This window comes from Paenibacillus sp. RC21 (assembly GCF_044907935.1).
Lineage (GTDB): Bacteria > Bacillota > Bacilli > Paenibacillales > Paenibacillaceae > Paenibacillus > Paenibacillus terrae_A.
Genome location: NZ_JBIYCS010000001.1, coordinates 235055 through 252100, shown reverse-complemented (window position 1 = coordinate 252100; position 17046 = coordinate 235055). Strand labels below are relative to the sequence as shown.

At 47.2% G+C, this 17046-nt stretch carries 13 protein-coding genes; 7 read left to right on the top strand and 6 right to left on the bottom strand.

From position 1 onward, the window contains the following. Window positions 1-14 precede the first annotated feature (14 nt). Window positions 15-485 (bottom strand): GNAT family N-acetyltransferase, encoded by a 471-nt coding sequence (locus ABIA61_RS01195; RefSeq protein WP_404520922.1) that lies wholly within the window; start codon window positions 483-485, stop codon window positions 15-17. A gap of 473 nt (window positions 486-958) precedes the next feature. Here ABIA61_RS01195 and ABIA61_RS01190 point away from each other — a divergent pair, with 473 nt between their 5' ends. The 3 genes from ABIA61_RS01190 to ABIA61_RS01180 all read left to right on the top strand — a co-directional run bounded on the left by ABIA61_RS01190 (window position 959) and on the right by ABIA61_RS01180 (window position 7659). After that, window positions 959-2728, top strand: coding sequence for a methyl-accepting chemotaxis protein (locus tag ABIA61_RS01190; protein ID WP_283655558.1), 1770 nt, complete (start codon window positions 959-961; stop codon window positions 2726-2728). Between the two features lie 119 nt (window positions 2729-2847). Next, window positions 2848-6543 (top strand): non-ribosomal peptide synthetase family protein, encoded by a 3696-nt coding sequence (locus ABIA61_RS01185; RefSeq protein ID WP_404580207.1) that lies wholly within the window; start codon window positions 2848-2850, stop codon window positions 6541-6543. A gap of 117 nt (window positions 6544-6660) precedes the next feature. Then, on the top strand, window positions 6661-7659 hold the full coding sequence (locus tag ABIA61_RS01180; RefSeq protein ID WP_404520924.1) for a polysaccharide deacetylase family protein: 999 nt from the start codon (window positions 6661-6663) through the stop codon (window positions 7657-7659). 87 nt (window positions 7660-7746) lie between these two features. Here the strand turns inward: ABIA61_RS01180 and ABIA61_RS01175 are convergent, their stop codons facing one another. Further along, window positions 7747-8367: a TraX family protein gene (locus tag ABIA61_RS01175; protein ID WP_283655554.1), complete on the bottom strand. Its 621-nt coding sequence runs from the start codon at window positions 8365-8367 to the stop codon at window positions 7747-7749. 22 nt (window positions 8368-8389) lie between these two features. Further along, window positions 8390-9106, bottom strand: a complete 717-nt coding sequence (locus tag ABIA61_RS01170; RefSeq protein WP_349361932.1) for a CBS domain-containing protein — start codon at window positions 9104-9106, stop codon at window positions 8390-8392. 186 nt (window positions 9107-9292) lie between these two features. Here ABIA61_RS01170 and fsa point away from each other — a divergent pair, with 186 nt between their 5' ends. After that, window positions 9293-9940, top strand: coding sequence for a fructose-6-phosphate aldolase (gene fsa, locus ABIA61_RS01165; RefSeq protein WP_044646942.1), 648 nt, complete (start codon window positions 9293-9295; stop codon window positions 9938-9940). 75 nt (window positions 9941-10015) lie between these two features. On the opposite strand, the gene ABIA61_RS01160 is transcribed toward fsa, so the two are convergent. After that, window positions 10016-10711, bottom strand: coding sequence for a DUF7002 family protein (locus ABIA61_RS01160; protein WP_283655553.1), 696 nt, complete (start codon window positions 10709-10711; stop codon window positions 10016-10018). Between the two features lie 155 nt (window positions 10712-10866). Here ABIA61_RS01160 and ABIA61_RS01155 point away from each other — a divergent pair, with 155 nt between their 5' ends. Together ABIA61_RS01155 and ABIA61_RS01150 are read left to right on the top strand one after the other, a co-directional pair. Beyond that, the gene (locus ABIA61_RS01155) at window positions 10867-11322 is read left to right on the top strand and encodes a MarR family winged helix-turn-helix transcriptional regulator (RefSeq protein WP_404520925.1); all 456 of its coding nucleotides are present in this window, start codon (window positions 10867-10869) and stop codon (window positions 11320-11322) included. Window position 11323: 1 nt separating this feature from the next. After that, the gene (locus ABIA61_RS01150; RefSeq protein ID WP_044646946.1) at window positions 11324-12523 is read left to right on the top strand and encodes an MFS transporter; all 1200 of its coding nucleotides are present in this window, start codon (window positions 11324-11326) and stop codon (window positions 12521-12523) included. A 71-nt stretch (window positions 12524-12594) separates the two neighbouring features. Here the strand turns inward: ABIA61_RS01150 and ABIA61_RS01145 are convergent, their stop codons facing one another. After that, window positions 12595-13905, bottom strand: a complete 1311-nt coding sequence (locus tag ABIA61_RS01145) for an MFS transporter (protein WP_404580206.1) — start codon at window positions 13903-13905, stop codon at window positions 12595-12597. Between the two features lie 90 nt (window positions 13906-13995). Next, window positions 13996-15711 (bottom strand): methyl-accepting chemotaxis protein, encoded by a 1716-nt coding sequence (locus tag ABIA61_RS01140; RefSeq protein ID WP_404580205.1) that lies wholly within the window; start codon window positions 15709-15711, stop codon window positions 13996-13998. A 279-nt stretch (window positions 15712-15990) separates the two neighbouring features. Here ABIA61_RS01140 and ABIA61_RS01135 point away from each other — a divergent pair, with 279 nt between their 5' ends. Continuing rightward, window positions 15991-16941, top strand: coding sequence for a serine hydrolase domain-containing protein (locus tag ABIA61_RS01135; RefSeq protein WP_404580204.1), 951 nt, complete (start codon window positions 15991-15993; stop codon window positions 16939-16941). Window positions 16942-17046 lie beyond the last annotated feature (105 nt).

The window sequence follows — 17046 nt, the reverse complement described above, 5'->3', positions numbered from 1 at the left end:
TATATGAAAACGTTTTATAAAGACACTGTCAGCTTCTTACCGTAACAAAGACTATTTTCATCCTCTTCATATTCACCAAATCGTTCAATAGGCTCATATCCCTGCTTCGTATAAAGCGCAATGGCTTCAGGTTGAGCAGCCCCTGTCTCCAGCTTGATTCTTACAGTGCCTCGTTTCCGGGCCTCACCTTCCAGGAAAGCTAACAGACTGACGGCAATACCTTGCCTGCGATAAGAAGAATCGACATAAAATCGTTTAAGCTCCATCTCTTCCGCATCTATAGGCCTAAGCCCACCGCAAGCGACCGGTTTTTCATCCAAATACACAACAGCGAAAATCATCTCTTTAACTTTTGGATTGGAAAAATCAACCAAGTAAATTTCATCAGCAGGATACCTTTCCAGCAAATCCTCATCCAGCCTTTGAATCAATTCATGCAGAACTGCATGATCGCTTTTAACCTTTACAATTGTAAGCTTGGACATTCTCTTCATCCCTCTCCCTATGTCGTGTTTGCTATATTGGCTCATTTTGCAAGGAATACGCAAAAACCGCGGCAAATCAAGCATCTGTAACGCCAAATATGAAAAATGTCCCAAATTGACAAGTGCATTTGACTCTATTATAAAGTATGATGGTTTCTATTGGATACCTACTTGAAGCCTGAAATGAATTCCAATTTCAAGTTGAAGTATAAAATGGAATATACTGAAATATACACAGGAATTACCCGGTAAAAATTAAATTTTTATTGGGCAAGGTATTCATTTCAAGGGCTTATCGTACGACATATATATAGGGATACATACTTATCTAAAAAAAAGGACTAAAGACCTACTAACAAAAATTCAAGGGGTCTATTTCCTTAATTACTATGTTTGTAAGGGGGACTAAATTATCTCATTCGATAAGCGGTTCAACACCATATACAAAAATTACAACCAGGGAGTGGAACATTTTGAAAAAGTGGAGTAGCTTATCTTTCTTCACCAAGAACTTATTATTATCCTTCTTCAACATCGTATTGATCGGGCTAGTCCTCATTGTGTCCAGCTATTTGATCCAGCGTACAATTTTGATAGACCAATTGCATGGGCAAGTGGAAAAAATCACATTAAAGTGGGCTGAGGGAATTAATGTAAATGAAGTAACCCAAGCTGTTCAGGAAAAAAGTTATGATGGTCCCGTTCAGGCAAAACTCCGCGCTTATCTGGATAACATCACAGCGACGAATCCGAATATCTCTCAAGCTTATATCTTCGGAACCGAGCTGGAAGACGGTGACAAAACATCTGTTGTAGCGATGCCTACCACTCTGAGAGAAGCATTCGAAAAAGATAAACTGGGTGTCGGCGGTATGTACAAACAACCCTCTGTAGTCACAGAAGGTGTAAGCCATATGCTGGATACCGGAAAACCGACGTTTACCAGTTTCTATGATGACAGCTTCGGTACGTGGACAACCTTGACGTATCCGCTTAAAGATTCAAGTGGCAAAATCTTTGCATATTTTGCTGTCGATGCAGATGCAGGCGCTGTACCTGCCGGTTTGACCAAGCTGCTGATCAGCGGTGCTACCATTCTGGCTATCTTCCTGCTCATCTGCTTGGCGCTCCAATATTGGGTCGTGAAGCGTACGTTGTCCCCTATTAAACAACTGATGTTCGGTATCAGTGAAGTAAGCCGTGGAAATCTGGACGTTCAGATTCAAGCAGGGCAAGACGATCTGGGCGTTGTGAATAGAAACTTCAACGATATGGTAAGCCATATTAACAGCATTATGACCAAAGTGAAGCTGACAACTGATGAAGTGAATGAATCGGCGAAGGAATTACTCGCAATCTGCGAACAAAACGGAATCAATTCGAACATCATCAATCAGAACATCAATGAAATTACGGGAAATATCCGTTCACAGGAAAAGGCAACGGGCGATAGCGCACGTGCCATGGCTGAAATGGCCTCGGTTATCCAAAATATTGCCGCCAGTTCCGCCACCGTTGCAGAGGAAGCCAATTCGGTAGAGAAGCGTTCTAATGAAGGCAACGAAATCATGGGCAAAGTTTCTTCACAAATGCATTTGATTACCGATACAGTTACGAATACATCCCGTATTATCAAGTTACTGAACGACCGTTCACAGGAAATTGGTAATATCATCGGTACGATTTCAGGCATTTCCAGCCAAACGAACCTGCTTGCCCTGAATGCTTCTATTGAAGCAGCGCGTGTCGGTGAGGAAGGCAAAGGCTTTGCCGTGGTTGCCAGCGAAGTACGCAAGCTGGCAGAACAAACAGCGGATGCAACGAAACAAATCACGCCGCTGATTGAAGAGATTCAAAGTGAAATCGGTCAAGCTGTGAAGTCGATGGAACAAGGTAACGTTGAGGCACAGAGCGGAATCGTCGTAGCCGGACAAGCAGGCGAGCTGTTCAATAACATTCTTCAAGCAACCAAAACGGTGGCATGGCAAATTCAAGAAGTATCCAGCGCTACCGAGGAAATATCCGCCGGTACGCAGGAAATGACGGCGACAGCGGATGAACTTTCTTCCACCGTAAGCAAAACAGCCAACAACAGTGTTCACATTGTGCAAACGGTTGAGGAACAAAAAGCTTCTCTGGATTCCATCATTGAATCGTCCCATAAGCTGTCTTCCATGTCGGAAGAGCTTCAGGAGATTACTTCTTACTTCAAAATTGCAGACCCTAACCGCACCAAATCATAATTTTCATAAGTAAGTCGTTCGGTAGTGCCTCCCTCCTATTCATGCATTTGAAGGGATCGGAGGCATTTACTGACTTTAGCATTCATATTACGACATCATACGTTCAGGAGGTTAGCGTAATGACTTCATTGTTACAAAACAGTACACAAACAGCGCCATCCCCATTCCTGGTTCCTTTGAATTTTGCACGTCTGCAACGCAAGTATACATACTCTGCTTATCAGGTAGAGTTAGAACCATTCATTTCGAAGCTGTTGCATCAGCAAACGTCGGCGGAAGAACAACATGCTTTGCTTCTGTCTGTATATGCAGCATGGCTGTATCGTCTGTCCGCAGAAGAAGAAGTCTCCTTCTCTACTTTGGTGCCTCAATCTGGTGTACTTACGGCTTCGCTGACGATGGTAAAGAATACTACTTTCCATGAGCTGGCAGGCTTGTTTCAGGACATGCTCCATAAACCACATGCTTATCTGGCAGACCCGCAGGCTGATACCTCGTTCTCGGCAAATCTGCTGGCAGATGAAGGCACAGAGCCTCGTATCATGGATTGGGCTGTCATCGAGAGCAACGGCACTTACCAAATCCAGATTCGGTATGATGATTCTCTTCTTCTGGAAACAACGGTTGTCCGGTATGCAGAATACTTCGAATTACTACTGCGTGGCGCACTCATCAACAGCCATGCCCTTGTCAATTCGATTGACATCTTATCCGAAGCAGATCGGGCAGCTCATGAAGCCTTAAATAATACAGTTGTGAAGTATCCTGAGCATCAGACCATTCATGGAATGTTCGAGGAAGCCGCTTCGCAGTATCCTGATCGTCCGGCCATCGCTTCCCACGCCGGGGAATATACGTACCGTGAGCTTAATGAACGTGCCAATCAAGTCGCACGTGTGCTGTTGTCCAAAGGTCTTGCCAAGGGCGAATTCGTGACCATCTTCATGGAACGAAGCCTGGAAACCGTCATTTCCCTGCTTGGTATTCTGAAAGCCGGGGGCGTATATGTACCTGTCGATCCAGCCCATCCAGCCGATCGGAGTAGCTACATCGTCGAGGACACGCGTTCTCCCTTCGTCCTTACCACTTCCGCGCTCGCCGGGCAAGCCGCTGAACTATGCGGATCCATTGAGACGGTAAAAGAAATTTTGGCCATTAACGGGCCTCTGGCAGGCTATGCTGCAAGCAATCCAAACGTTAACGTAGGACCAGATGATCTCGCTTATGTGATCTATACGTCCGGCTCGACAGGCAAGCCGAAAGGGGCCCTGATTGCTCACCGTGGCGTCGTTAACCTGGGGGCTGTCGTACAGCGCGATTGCGACATTACACCTCAGGATGTATTGACTCAATTCGCCACCTATAGCTTTGATGCATCCGTTTGGGATACGATTGGAGCCTTGTTCTACGGTGCCAAGCTGTATCTGCTGTCCTCCGAAGAACGCGTGTCTGTTGAAGAATTCGCAGAAGCCATCGCACGCACAGGCACGACGATCATTACCATCTTGCCAACCGTATTCTTTAATCAGCTGTCCACGTATTTGTCGGACGAGGGTTACCGCAAATTGGCTAAGGTACGAATTGTCACCGTGGCAGGCGAGGCGCTGTACGGCTCACAAGTTCGGGCGTTCCAAAGCAAATTCGGTACAGATACAGACATCGTTAACGTGTATGGACCGACCGAGTGCACCGTAGCGACCACGACCCACCGGGTTCGTGGTGCTGTGCCTGAGCACGTCGTCAACATCCCGATCGGTAAGCCGATCTACAACTACAAAGTCTATATCGTCAACGATGATAACAAGCTATGCCCGATTAACATTCCGGGAGAAGTATGTATTGCTACGCCAGCACTGGCTCATGGCTACCTCCATCAGCCGGAACGGACAGCACAATCGTTTGTGGACAACCCATTTGTTCCGGGTGAAAAAATGTACCGCTCAGGCGATATCGCCAAGCTGCTGCCAGACGGTACGATTGAATACGTAAGCCGGAAGGATTCACAGCTCAAAATCCGGGGCAACCGAATCGAAATCGGAGAGATTGAAGATCATTTTTCCAAGCATCCAGGCGTTCAGGACGTGTCTGTCGTAGCCGTCAAGGATCACACGGATCAAAATATGCTGGTCGGCTATTACACCACTTCGGATGGACAGTCTATTCCGCAAGACGTGATTCAGTCTTATATTGCGGGCAAGCTGCCTTCCTATTTTGTACCGAGCCATGTCGTTCATCTGGAAGCTATGCCAATTTCACCGACTGGCAAGATTGACCGCAAGAAGCTGGCCCTGCTTCCGCTTCCCGAGGTGTCCGACAGCGCCTACGGCGGGGAACCTCTTCGTAAAGGAACAGAAACGCTCATTGCTGAAGCATGGACACAGGTACTTGGCAAAACCAACATCGGCGCAACGGATGACTTCTTCCTGATCGGTGGTGACTCCCTTCGTGTCATTCATGTGCTAGCTATTTTAAAACCGCGTTATGGCGCGTTACGCATTGGAGACTTTTTCCGTTACAAAACCGTTCGCGAGCTTGCTGAATACGTGGAGCAACTGGGTACGGAACAAACGCCGCAACGCAAAGCACTAGCGGTTTCACAAGAAAAAACTGACCTGAATGAACATCCTATCGAGCTGTCGGGCACTGCGAGTGTAGCCGAATTACGCGACATGAATGTTGTTTTATTGACCGGGGCTACGGGTTATCTCGGTTCGCACATTCTGTATGACCTGCTTCAACGGACAGAAGTCAAAGTGTACGCGATGGTACGCCCATCACAGGACGGGCCATCCGGCATCGAGCGTATTGAGGCCGTACTGACAGGATATTTTGGACAAGATGTCTCCGCCTTGATCGAAGGACGGGTCAAAGCCGTGTACGGTGATCTGGAGCAGGCAGACCTTGGCCTCTCTACCGTTGACCGCCATATGCTGGAGCATCAAATTGACGGCATTATTCACAGCGCCGCTGACGTTCGCCATTTTGGTGATTCGGCTGCCTTTGACCGTACGAATGTAACCGGAACACTGGAACTGCTGAAAATTGCTCAGGCCAAGCCAGGTGTATCCTTCCATCATGTCTCAACTATGGGCATACCGGAGGATCTGGCGAATGAAGGACAATGGGAATCCGTATTGGAACTGTCCTCCTTCCCGGACGAGCTACAGGTGGACAACCTGTACACGAACAGTAAGCTCGCAGCGGAAAAGCTGTTGTTCCAAGCGGCTCAGTCAGGCACGCCTGTCTCTATCTACCGTGCAGGTAATTTGACGGCCCACTCGGCTAACGGACGCTTCCAGCGCAATATCGACAGCAACGCTTACTATCGGATGATGAAGGCCATGCTGTTGCTGGGCAAAGCGCCACAGGCTGATTGGCATACGGACTTTACGCCGATTGACTATGCGAGCCGCGCCATTGTAGAGCTGTCTGTGCATCAAAAAAGCGCGAACCGCATTTTCCATATCTGCAATCCGAATCCGCTGCCATATGATGAGCTGATCGCTATGGTCAACCAGCTCGGATATGCAGTAGACACGATGCCTTTTGACGATTATAGCGCTTGGCTGCTGAACCCCTCTTCCGGTATTCAGGAGGACGCGCTGCACCTTGCTATGGGGCAGTTGGAAGGTGATGGAGCCAAGGATTCCGCTTACCGATATGGCTGCCCTGTGACCGCCGCGCTACTGGATCAGGCTGGCGTTAAGTGCCCGACAACCGATCTGGAGTTTATTCGAAATATGATCCAGCATGCGGTAGAGATCGGTTATTTCCCTATCGCGTCATCGGTATCCACAAAAGCAACACAGAGGTAACAAAGTTGTGATATTTTCCCCGCGTGTATTAGGTATGATAGACTAGATTTTGCTAGTTGATATCGGGTTTACATATCCATACTTTTAGAATTTCTGCATGCGGGGGATGTCATTCATATGAAACACGTCATATTCAAAAGAACAATGCTTATTATGAGCATGTTAGCTATTTTAGGGATTTTGGTGTACGAAGCACGCACCATCTACCATCCCCCCCTTGTTAAAGGGACTCACCGTACACGCACAGCAAATGCAGATCGACTGGTACGACACTTATTCTCTCTGACACCAACGCCGGATAAAGTATATTACCAGAACAAAGTTATTGTCCTGATGTATCATGAAGTAACCAAAACTCCACCGGATCCCGGCGCTCTCAAGCTCAGCAATTTTACGAAGCAGCTGGATGAAATGAAAGCCAACGGCTTCCACTGGATTACGATGAAAGAATATACGGACTTTATTCTACATAAAGCCAAGGTGCCCGATAATGCTGTACTTATGACCTTCGACGACGGCTATGAATCTTTTTATACAGACACCTTTCCCGTGTTGAAAAAGTACCGTGTACCTGCAACCAATTTTCTCATCACATCCACGATCAGTAATCCCAAGCACATCGGTATTAAGAAGCTAACGTGGGAGCAAATCCAGCACATGCATGCCGAAGGTGTTGATTTCTACAATCACACCAATGATCAGCACGCGTATGGATACACAAATGTAGCACGCTCCAAGGAAAAACCGCTTCTCATGGACCCGGTATATTCGAAAAAGCTGGGGCGTATGGAAACCGAGGACGAATTCAAGCAACGGGTTTACAACGATTTGGACACCGCCGACAAGAAGCTGTTCAAGTATCTTCACAATGATCGCAACGTCCTTGCCTTTCCGTATGGAGGATATACCAAGGAAACGCTGGAAATTTGCCGCGCCTTGGGCATTGACGTTACCTTCACGGTGAAGCGTGGCATTAACTCACCTGGACAAACGAATGGCTATCGCGTTAATGCAGGTGGGATACACAATATTCCGGAAGTATTGGTGCAATACATGAAGGAAGGCGCTCCGGAACGACCGTTGCCGTTTGCCCAAGGTCCTAACAAAGCGTCCTAAACTTTGGAATAAGTAAGAACCTTCAAAACCATCTATAGCGTGGTTTTGAAGGTTCTTTTGCTGATTTTGAAGATGATGAGCTTATGATTAGAGCCAGAGACGAATGGCCGCAATAGCAGCCAGATGCACCGGATAAAAGCTGCGCCACAACCAGCGCGGTACCCGGCTATAAAATCTGCTCTCCCCGGATGCAAAGCATGCGATAAGAATGGTGGACAGCAGGCTAAAATGCTGGAGATTCGCGTGATGCACCATATCATATAAGACGTTCAGCGCAAAATGCGCCGCAACCATCATATAGGAGCGGGTATAGCGGTAAATGAGGACGAGCAGCAGTCCATAGGCTCCGTAATCCATCAGGCTAAGCTCCATGACCAGAGCTGTGAGCACATATAATCCTGTTATAGCCACCCAATTCTTCAATCGCGACGCAGCAGCCAGCGCCAGCAACGAGATCAACAGCGTCCAGACCACGTTTGGTCTATACACATCAAACGCCAGCATATAGGGCACCTGAGAAATCAGGGCGATTCCGAGCAAGCGGAGCATATAACCTCGCATATTACGAGTGCGGGCATACCCCATATACAGCGCATATGCATAGATTGGAAAAGCAAGCCTGCCGGCAATTCTCCAGGCCGGATCAGTCGGAAAAAATACAAGTCCAACATGATCAATCAGCATGGTCAGCATGGCCAACCAGTACATATAAGGCCCCCTTTTTCTTCTTTTACGTCTTCTCTTCCGTCAAGCTCAAAATAGCGTTCATGATATCCGTTTTGGTAACCCGGCCCACCAATCCATTGGTTTGAATGAAGGAGGTCTCCATACACTGCTCATCCATGACCGGAAGGCAATTGACCTGATGACGAACGAGCCTGGATATCGCCTCCAGCAGAGAATCGCCCGGAGTGAGTGTCGTCATTTGGGCGCGTCGCGTCATTGCCATCGTTACCGGAACAGCGTGAAGATCGGTATGCCCCAGCGTCACCTTCAGCAGATCCTTGCGAGTAACAATTCCGATCAGCTCCTGATCCTCTCCTGTGACCATCAGCGTACCGGTATTTTGCTGAAATAACATCAGTACCGCATCGTAAGCCGTAGCGTCACCAGAAATTAAAATCGGATCACTGAGCACATCAGCCACAGTCAGCTTTTTGAGCATGGTGCCAACATGACTGTCGTATTTAGGGTAACGGCCTGGCAGATATCCTACCTTCGGCTTGGCGTCTATCAGACCGAGCATGACGAGCAGCGCAAGATCGGAACGGAGGGTCGGTCGCGTCAACCCCAACTCCTCAGCAATTTTATCCCCCGTAACAGGCGCCAGGCGCTGGACAATATCAACAATTTCCCGCTGTCTTTCAGACAGTTGAATAATGATTACCTCCTTATAGAATGGGGTAGTATACATTATAGATGAGCATAGATCGGTAAATTTCCGCATTTTCCGACAATTCATCAAATTTTAATCAAAGACAGCTTGTTTTCAATTTTAAAATGTGTCACAATTGAGTATGTAATACATACTAATTATAAGTTTAACGTGTGCAATATGCTATCTTTTATTTGGCTGATGTACATGGTGTGTGATATGTATTATGAATTTTAAAAAACCTGAGGAGGAAATCAAATGAAATTTTTCTTGGATACTGGTAACATTGAAGAAATCAAACGTATTGAACGTTTGGGTCTGGTTGATGGTGTAACAACGAACCCTTCGCTGATCGCTAAGGAAGGTCGGGTGTTCAAGGAAGTCATTCAGGAGATTTGCGGTATCGTGGAAGGTCCCGTGAGTGCTGAGGTCATTGGCTTGAAAGCCGAGGATATGCTCAAGGAAGCTTATGAGATTGCCAAATGGGCACCGAACGTTGTTATTAAGCTGCCTATGACTGAAGACGGTTTGTATGCTTGTAACGAACTGACCAAAAACGGGATTAAAACGAATGTAACGCTGATTTTCTCCGCGGCTCAAGGTTTGATGGCTGCCAAAGCTGGCGCTACTTTTATCAGCCCGTTCGTAGGACGTCTGGATGATATCGCTGTTGACGGTATGAAGCTGATTCGTGAACTGAGACAGATTTTGGACATTCATGGTCTGAAAGCCGAAATCATTGCAGCCTCCATCCGTAACATCAAGCATGTGGAAGATGCTGCTCTGTCTGGTGCGCATATTGCCACCATTCCTGGCTCCCTGCTCCCTTCCCTGTGGAAACACCCGCTGACTGACAGCGGTATTGAACGCTTCCTGAAGGACTGGGAAACTGTACCTAAAGCCTAATTCGCCCGAAACGGCAAAACTATATTGCTTTAAACCCGAACAGCCCGCATATTGCGGGCTGTTTTTTCGTCCGTATTATTTTCTCTCCATATTTCGCAAGTCTGCCAAAGGCCGCGTCAAGTTTCTCCAGCGTTCAGGCACATCCTCACCATGATCCACGTAAACCGATTTCAGATAGCTAGACATATGGTTAACCCGATCCTCTACCAAGACCTCTCGTATGTCGGATGGCTTAACAGGCACGAAATTATTCCGTACCACCTGGAAGCGGTCTAGAGGTAAAAACATGTCCAGACTTTTCTTGTAGGAACAATGGGCCGGAAAACGTGGCGAGCTTCCTGAATCATATTTGGTGAGCTTCACTGCGGAAGCATGCCCGGATATCAAGGAATACGCGTCCAATTCCAGAACGGCAAACCTTTCCTCCGGTTCTCTTCGTGAATAGGTATTCATCATTTTCTGACAATCCTTTAACGTGGGCCAAAAAAATACATGCCGATCCAGCGCCTCCCTAAATTGCTCCTGTGTGATTGCAGCATCTATCATCTGGTCAGGAATCCGCAGATGGGCATTTATAGTGATATCATACCCCTCATAATCTACTTGTACCGCCTTTACGCGGCGTTCCCCTGCAATGTGGTGATTGATTTGGTAACTGGACAATATAGCGTCGAAATAAGCAATCATTGATACATTACATACTCGTGTAAAATGAAATAAGGATTTCCTGTTTTTGGCTTTGGTGATGGCAGTTACAATCGCATTATCCATGAGTTCTCTCCCCTCTCCAATGAAATCCAGTTCAAAGTAAACGGTGAATAAAGTACAACTTTTTTTGACAAAACAACTTGTTTTACATATAATTGTTTTAACAATTAATTTACTTTTGAATTAATTTATGTACGGAAAACAGAAAGGAGCTACTCATGAATAACCTGCCCCCGGATTGCTCCATCGGCATGCTGCTCGGCATTACCCACCGCAAGATGAGCCAGCAGCTTATGCATCGCCTTAAATCTTATGATATTTCCCCTGAGCAATGGTCGGTTCTGTATCAAATCTACCAGGCAGAAGGTCTGAATCAGAAGGAAATTGCAGCTAAGGCGGTTAAGGACCAGCCAACTACGACCCGAATTATTGATTTGTTGGACAAAAAGGGTTGGGTGCAACGTGTGAATAGCCCACAGGACCGTCGAGCGTATTTGCTTCATTTGACTGAAGCCGGACGACAGCTCGTGGAGGAAACTCTTCCGGTCGAGCGCGGCGCCAACCACGATTTTGTGAATGGAATTTCCCCTGCTGATCTGGAGCAGTTCCGTCAAACTCTTTTACAAGTCCACGCTAACCTGACTCAATCGGAAAAACAAGGAGAGAACGACTAACATGCAACAAGGCAAGCAGCCTCTTTGGACCAAGGAATTTATCGTTTTAACGGTATCTAATCTTTTTTTATTTCTGGAATTACAGATGATCGTATCTTCCATTCCTGCGTATGTTAAAAATACATTCCACGCCAGCTCCGTTCAGGTCAGCCTCGTCACTACGCTGTTCGCATTGAGCGCGATTGTGGCAAGGCTTTTTTCAGCCCGCATGCTGGAAAAAGGGCATCGCAATACCCTGATTTTCATCGGTCTGCTGTTCGGATTAGCGAGTACGCTCGGATACAGCGTTTCACCGACGATCACGGTGTTGCTACTCATGCGTATGCTGTTTGGCATCGGCTTCGGTTTGAGTAGTACCGCCTTTCCAACCATGGCCTCAAATATCATTCCTGCCAAGCGTCTCGGTGAAGGAATGGGGTATTTCAGCTTGTCCACCAGCCTGGCGATGTCGATTGGACCGACCATCGGTATTTCGATGCTGCAATATGGCAGTTTTAATCTGCTTGTATATACGACCTCAGCTGTCATTGTCCTCATTTTCCCGTTGGCCTACTGGCTGATTCGCACCCTGCCGAAAGGACATGTTGAGCCGCCGATGGTTCCTGTGGAAGAAGGACGAAAACCGGCATTTAACCGCAAGCTCTGGATTCCCGCCTTGCTGAACATGCTCATGTCTATTACGTACGGCGGATTGATCGGCTTTATGGCGCTTTACGGAGATGAAGCCAATTTGTCGCACCCGGCCTATTTTTTCCTGTTTAATGCGCTGTCCGTTCTGATCGTACGTCCCTTCTCAGGCCGTATCTATGATAAAAAAGGAGCAAAAGCGCTGCTCATCCCCGGTTCCCTGTTCCTGTTCGGCGGTCTCATCCTGCTTTCCTATGCGCACAGTGATGCCTTCATGTATCTGTCTGCCCTTTGCTATGGCATCGGTTTTGGCGTCATGCAGCCGACTTTGCAAACGTGGATGATTCAGGTCGTGTCGCCCAAACAACGGGGCATGGCAAACGGTATGTTTCTAAACTCCCTTGATTTCGGAATCGCTGCCGGAGCGCTTATTCTTGGTATTATCGCCAAAGCCAGCGATTATGCGTGGATGTATCGCCTTTCCTCGCTGTTTATCGTATTATTCCTGCTCATCTATATTATTCAGCTTGCTGTAGGTCGCAAGCCCAAAACGCGTGTCCCTGTCGAGGGGTAAAGCATATTTCAAAAAGAGCACCCAACACCATGGCTTCATGGAATCGGGTGCTCTTTGGTTTTATATCGCTCTTATTTGGCCGGGGTTTTGCGTCTCAGCTTGGAAGAAAGCGGCTTTTTCCGGGATACGTCTGTCAGCCCCCCAGTGGCGTTCATATGTTCACCGGATTTTTCGTCTGAGGGTTCATCTTGCTTCGGTTTGACCGCAAACAGCATGAGCAGAGCCGCAATTCCGCCCACTCCGGCCATCACGCCAAAAAGCAAACCATGTCCACTGCTTCCGATCAGCAAGGATACAATCGGAGGACCTAGTGACACCCCGACAAAGCGCATACTGCTGTACAAGCTGGTAATCGTTCCGCGCTCCTCTTTTTCAATCCCTTTCGTAATCAGGGCATCCAAACAAGGCAGTGCCAGTCCAATTCCGGCTCCCCCCAATGTAAACAGTCCGATCACCGCATAAATATGTTGAAAAAATCCGAGAATGCCAAAGCTGATCGTCAACACTGCCAAACCGGAAAAACCGATCCATTTCATCCGTTTTTTGTGCTTGCCGATGATTTTTCCTCCGATATAAGAGCACAGACAGAGAGAAACCAACGGAATCGCCAGTACGAACCCTTTCCAGACCCCACGAAGGTTGTAACGACTTTCCAGTATGTCGGATAAGTAGAACAGGACGCCAAAAATGACAAACATACAAATGCCGCCCACGGCGAAAATTGCATATAGCCAGCGTCCTTTTTCTTCAAGCACCTGCTTCACATTTCCCAGAAACTCCCGAAACATTATCGGTTGTTTCTTACGCTTGGGCGCATGAATCAGCCAAAGAACCAAAATGAGCGAAATCAGACAGAGACCCGGAATCACTGCCAATGGCAAAAACCAAAGGACTGCGCCGAATGCCGCACCCAGAATTGGGCTTAGCACTTTACCGAATGTATTATAGGTCTCGACTACACCCAGGTTTTTGCTGGCTTCTTCCTCGTTCTCATACAAATCCCCCACGAGCGGAATGACAATGGGAAAAGCTCCCGCCGCTCCGACCCCCTGAAGCAACCGCCCCCCAATAATGGTCCAGTACGCTGCCTGATCATGAAGCAGCCATGCCCCCACCGCAGAAATTCCCCCGCCAATCACCGTCAGGATCAAGCAGGGCACAATCACCGCCTTGCGACCAAATCGGTCAGAGAGATATCCCGCGATTGGAATCAGCAAAATGGCAACTACCGCATATACCGTAATTAACATGCTAATGCGAAAGGAGCTGACATGTAGCTTACGTCCGATTTCCGGCAAAACAGGAATCAGCATGGAATTGCCCAGCGTCATCATCAGCGGGATGGAACCTAATGCAAGCAGATTCCCTTTATTTTGTTGCATCCCGTTACCACCTTTGCAAAAGTAATAACACAGCTGTCCAAAATGGTTCAACAAGTGTTATTGTGTTTACATTAGTGTGGATTTATACAGCTACACCTTAAATCCTCCAACCCTTGCATTCAGCAATTTCGACATTTCTGCCAGCGTATGAATGGATGACGCGATATCCTCCATGGAAGCCAGCTGCTCCTCAGCCGCTGCGCTAATGCTCTGGGTTCCGCCTGCGGACTGTTCCGCTACTTCGCGGATACGCTCCACGGCTCCCACCATTTGCCCCGATCCGGTGGACATCTGTTCCACAGACCGATTCACACTGTGAATCTGTTCGCTGACCTGCTGAATGGAGCTGCCAATCTGGCGAAATGCCGTTTCGGCCGATTCCATGATCTTCACACCTGACTGCACTTCAACTGTTCCGGCTTGCATGGTTGATGCGACATTACCCACATGGTCCTGAATATGATGCACAAATTGTGTAATTTCCGCTGCTGAAACGGATACCTGATCAGACAGTCTTCTTACCTCAGATGCTACGACAGCAAATCCTTTGCCCTGTTCTCCTGCTCTGGCGGCTTCAATCGACGCGTTAAGCGCCAGCATCCCTGTCTGCTTGGCAATGCCGGTAATGACAGAACCGATCATTCCGATCTGTTCAGCCTGTTCACTAAGCAGACGTACAGCACGAGCAGAGCTATCTACACTTTCGCTTACTTTTTCCATCTGCCTCATTGCCTGACCGATGGATTGCTCTCCTGCTTCTGCGTCCTTGGCAGCCGTATCCGACAGCTTGTACACCTGCTGGCTCGTCACCGCAATATGCTCCAGTCCATGAGCAAGCTCTTTTACTGCATCTGTGGTCTGTGTGATGTCATCGACCTGATGCTCCATGCCAGTCGCTAGCTCTTCCATCACACCGGAAGTATGACGATTGGCCTGATTCATTTCTTCAGTGCTCAGGCTTACCCGCTCGGCGGTCACAGATAACGTACGGGCTGTATCCTGAGCATCCACAATAATATTGCGAAAGCCCGCGATCAGCTTGTTGTACGAGCTGGCAATCATGCCAATCTCGTCCTTGGTCGTAATATCGAGTTGACTACGCAAATCTCCGCCGCCCGCTGACATCTCCAGCAACTGTTCATTCATATGGTACAACGGCCGGATGGAACGAATCAAAATGATCGATTGTGCAATACTGTAAATGATAATAAGACAGCCCAGAATGCTCGTAATCCAGATCGTGTTGGTCATGGTTTGGTGGGCTTCTTGTACTTTCGCCGCTACCATGTCCTCCTGAGATTTAACGAACGCCATCATTTTCACATCAAGCTGTTTCCGTAAAACCCGTTCATTTTCATATATATCGAGTAAATCCGAAAACGGGGGAAACGTATCGATCGTACTCCGGTAACCCGCTGTATTCAATAATCCATGGACGTAGTTGAAATAGGAATTTATTCCCATTTTCAAATCATCCATCGTTTTCTTCGTATCTCCTGCATTCAGATCGAGCAAAGCTTCCGTTTGCTGAAGCAGCTTCACAATTTCGCTCTGCTTGCTTTCAATCCCTTTTCCATATTGTTCATCCCGAGTTAGCAAGTATCCTCGCTCGTCATTAGATATCCCGTTTAACAAAAACTGAAGAGACTTTGAATTATATACAATGGTCTCTTCACGATTCACAATATCCTTGTATTTATTCTCATTTTGTACGCTCAGAATGTAGTTTGTCAGCAGCATAGCTGCAATTACACCCGGAATAAGCAGCGCACTAAGAATCATTTTAGCCTTAATCGTTAAATTCATGAATCGGTCCCCCAGTTATGTCTGAATATAATGTCAACTTACTATATATCGTTTAATTCGCTGAAGTTGTTGAACGAAACAAGAAAAGTGTATAGTTTTTTCAATGTAATTGTGACAATATGGTGAATTAATATGTTCTTTTCTGAAATAAAAACAAAAAAAGTAACGCCATCCTTATATTCATCTCTTATTAGATGATCATGAGATTTATCGGATTTGTGATCTTTAAAAATGATATACTATTTATTTATGTACTATAAATGTCAAGGAGGGACTTACTTGAGTAGTCTGGAACTTACACCGCTTGTTTGCGAACTAACCGAGCTGGAAATCCGTAGCTGCCTGATCTTCCAGCATGGGAGCATGGCGCTGGAATACTACCGTGAACCTCAATTTGCGAATGAACTCTATAAAATAAATTCCTGCACCAAAAGCGTGCTTGCCGCATTAGTCAGCATCGCCATGGATCAGCAAATCGTACCACAGCCGGGTACACCTATCCTCGAATTTTTTCCCCAGATTGCCGAGGACAGCGATACGCGAAAGCGTGATATTACGATTGAACATCTGTTAACGATGTCCGCGGGCTTTAACTGGACTGAATTTGGCGGGCAAAATTCATTTCCGACGATGAGCAAAACATCAGACTGGGTGCAATTTGTGCTATCACAGCCGCTCGCTGATGTACCAGGTACGCGAATGGAGTACAACTCCGGCTGTTCTCAGCTTTTGGCTACCATTCTGCGTCATGCTTCTGGACAAGCGGTAGCTGAATTTGCCGAGCAGCAGTTATTCCAACCGCTGGGTATCGAAAACTACCATTGGGAAACCGATCCGCAAGACACTCATACAGGAGGCTTTGGACTGCGTCTCAAACCCATGGATATGCTTCAATTTGGACTGCTCTACCTGAACGAAGGAAGCTGTGAAGGCCATCAGCTCATACAAGCTGAGGCCGTCCGGCACTCCACCCGTGCGCTCCTTCCGACGGCCAAACCCCAAAAAGCCTTTTACGGCTGGCACTGGTGGGCTTCTTCCTTTTCAGACGAAACGGAGAAAAGCGCTGAAACGGATTATTATTACGCGCTCGGCTTTGGCGGTCAATACATTGTTGTCGTCCCGTCTTATGACATGGTGGTTGTTGTTACTGCTGACAAGTTCAAAAAGAAGCGGACTCCTGTGGATATATTCAGGCAGTACATCGTACCGATGCTTGTTCAGCAAGGGTAAATAAAAATCGAAACCTAAGTTGAAAATTGCCATTACGACTCCAAAGCAAAAAAGGGTCTGCCCGGTTGATCAGGCAAGCCCCTTTTTGCAATACATTGCTACACT

What these genes read in the sequence shown, in the direction of transcription:
- ABIA61_RS01185 (WP_404580207.1), top strand. Translation starts at nt 2,848, where the DNA reads ATGACTTCATTGTTACAAAACAGTACACAAACAGCGCCATCCCCATTC.
- ABIA61_RS01170 (WP_349361932.1), bottom strand. Translation starts at nt 9,106, where the DNA reads ATGCGGAAATTTACCGATCTATGCTCATCTATAATGTATACTACCCCA.
- ABIA61_RS01140 (WP_404580205.1), bottom strand. Translation starts at nt 15,711, where the DNA reads ATGAATTTAACGATTAAGGCTAAAATGATTCTTAGTGCGCTGCTTATT.
- ABIA61_RS01145 (WP_404580206.1), bottom strand. Translation starts at nt 13,905, where the DNA reads ATGCAACAAAATAAAGGGAATCTGCTTGCATTAGGTTCCATCCCGCTG.
- ABIA61_RS01180 (WP_404520924.1), top strand. Translation starts at nt 6,661, where the DNA reads ATGAAACACGTCATATTCAAAAGAACAATGCTTATTATGAGCATGTTA.
- ABIA61_RS01195 (WP_404520922.1), bottom strand. Translation starts at nt 485, where the DNA reads ATGTCCAAGCTTACAATTGTAAAGGTTAAAAGCGATCATGCAGTTCTG.
- fsa (WP_044646942.1), top strand. Translation starts at nt 9,293, where the DNA reads ATGAAATTTTTCTTGGATACTGGTAACATTGAAGAAATCAAACGTATT.
- ABIA61_RS01150 (WP_044646946.1), top strand. Translation starts at nt 11,324, where the DNA reads ATGCAACAAGGCAAGCAGCCTCTTTGGACCAAGGAATTTATCGTTTTA.
- ABIA61_RS01175 (WP_283655554.1), bottom strand. Translation starts at nt 8,367, where the DNA reads ATGTACTGGTTGGCCATGCTGACCATGCTGATTGATCATGTTGGACTT.
- ABIA61_RS01155 (WP_404520925.1), top strand. Translation starts at nt 10,867, where the DNA reads ATGAATAACCTGCCCCCGGATTGCTCCATCGGCATGCTGCTCGGCATT.
- ABIA61_RS01160 (WP_283655553.1), bottom strand. Translation starts at nt 10,711, where the DNA reads ATGGATAATGCGATTGTAACTGCCATCACCAAAGCCAAAAACAGGAAA.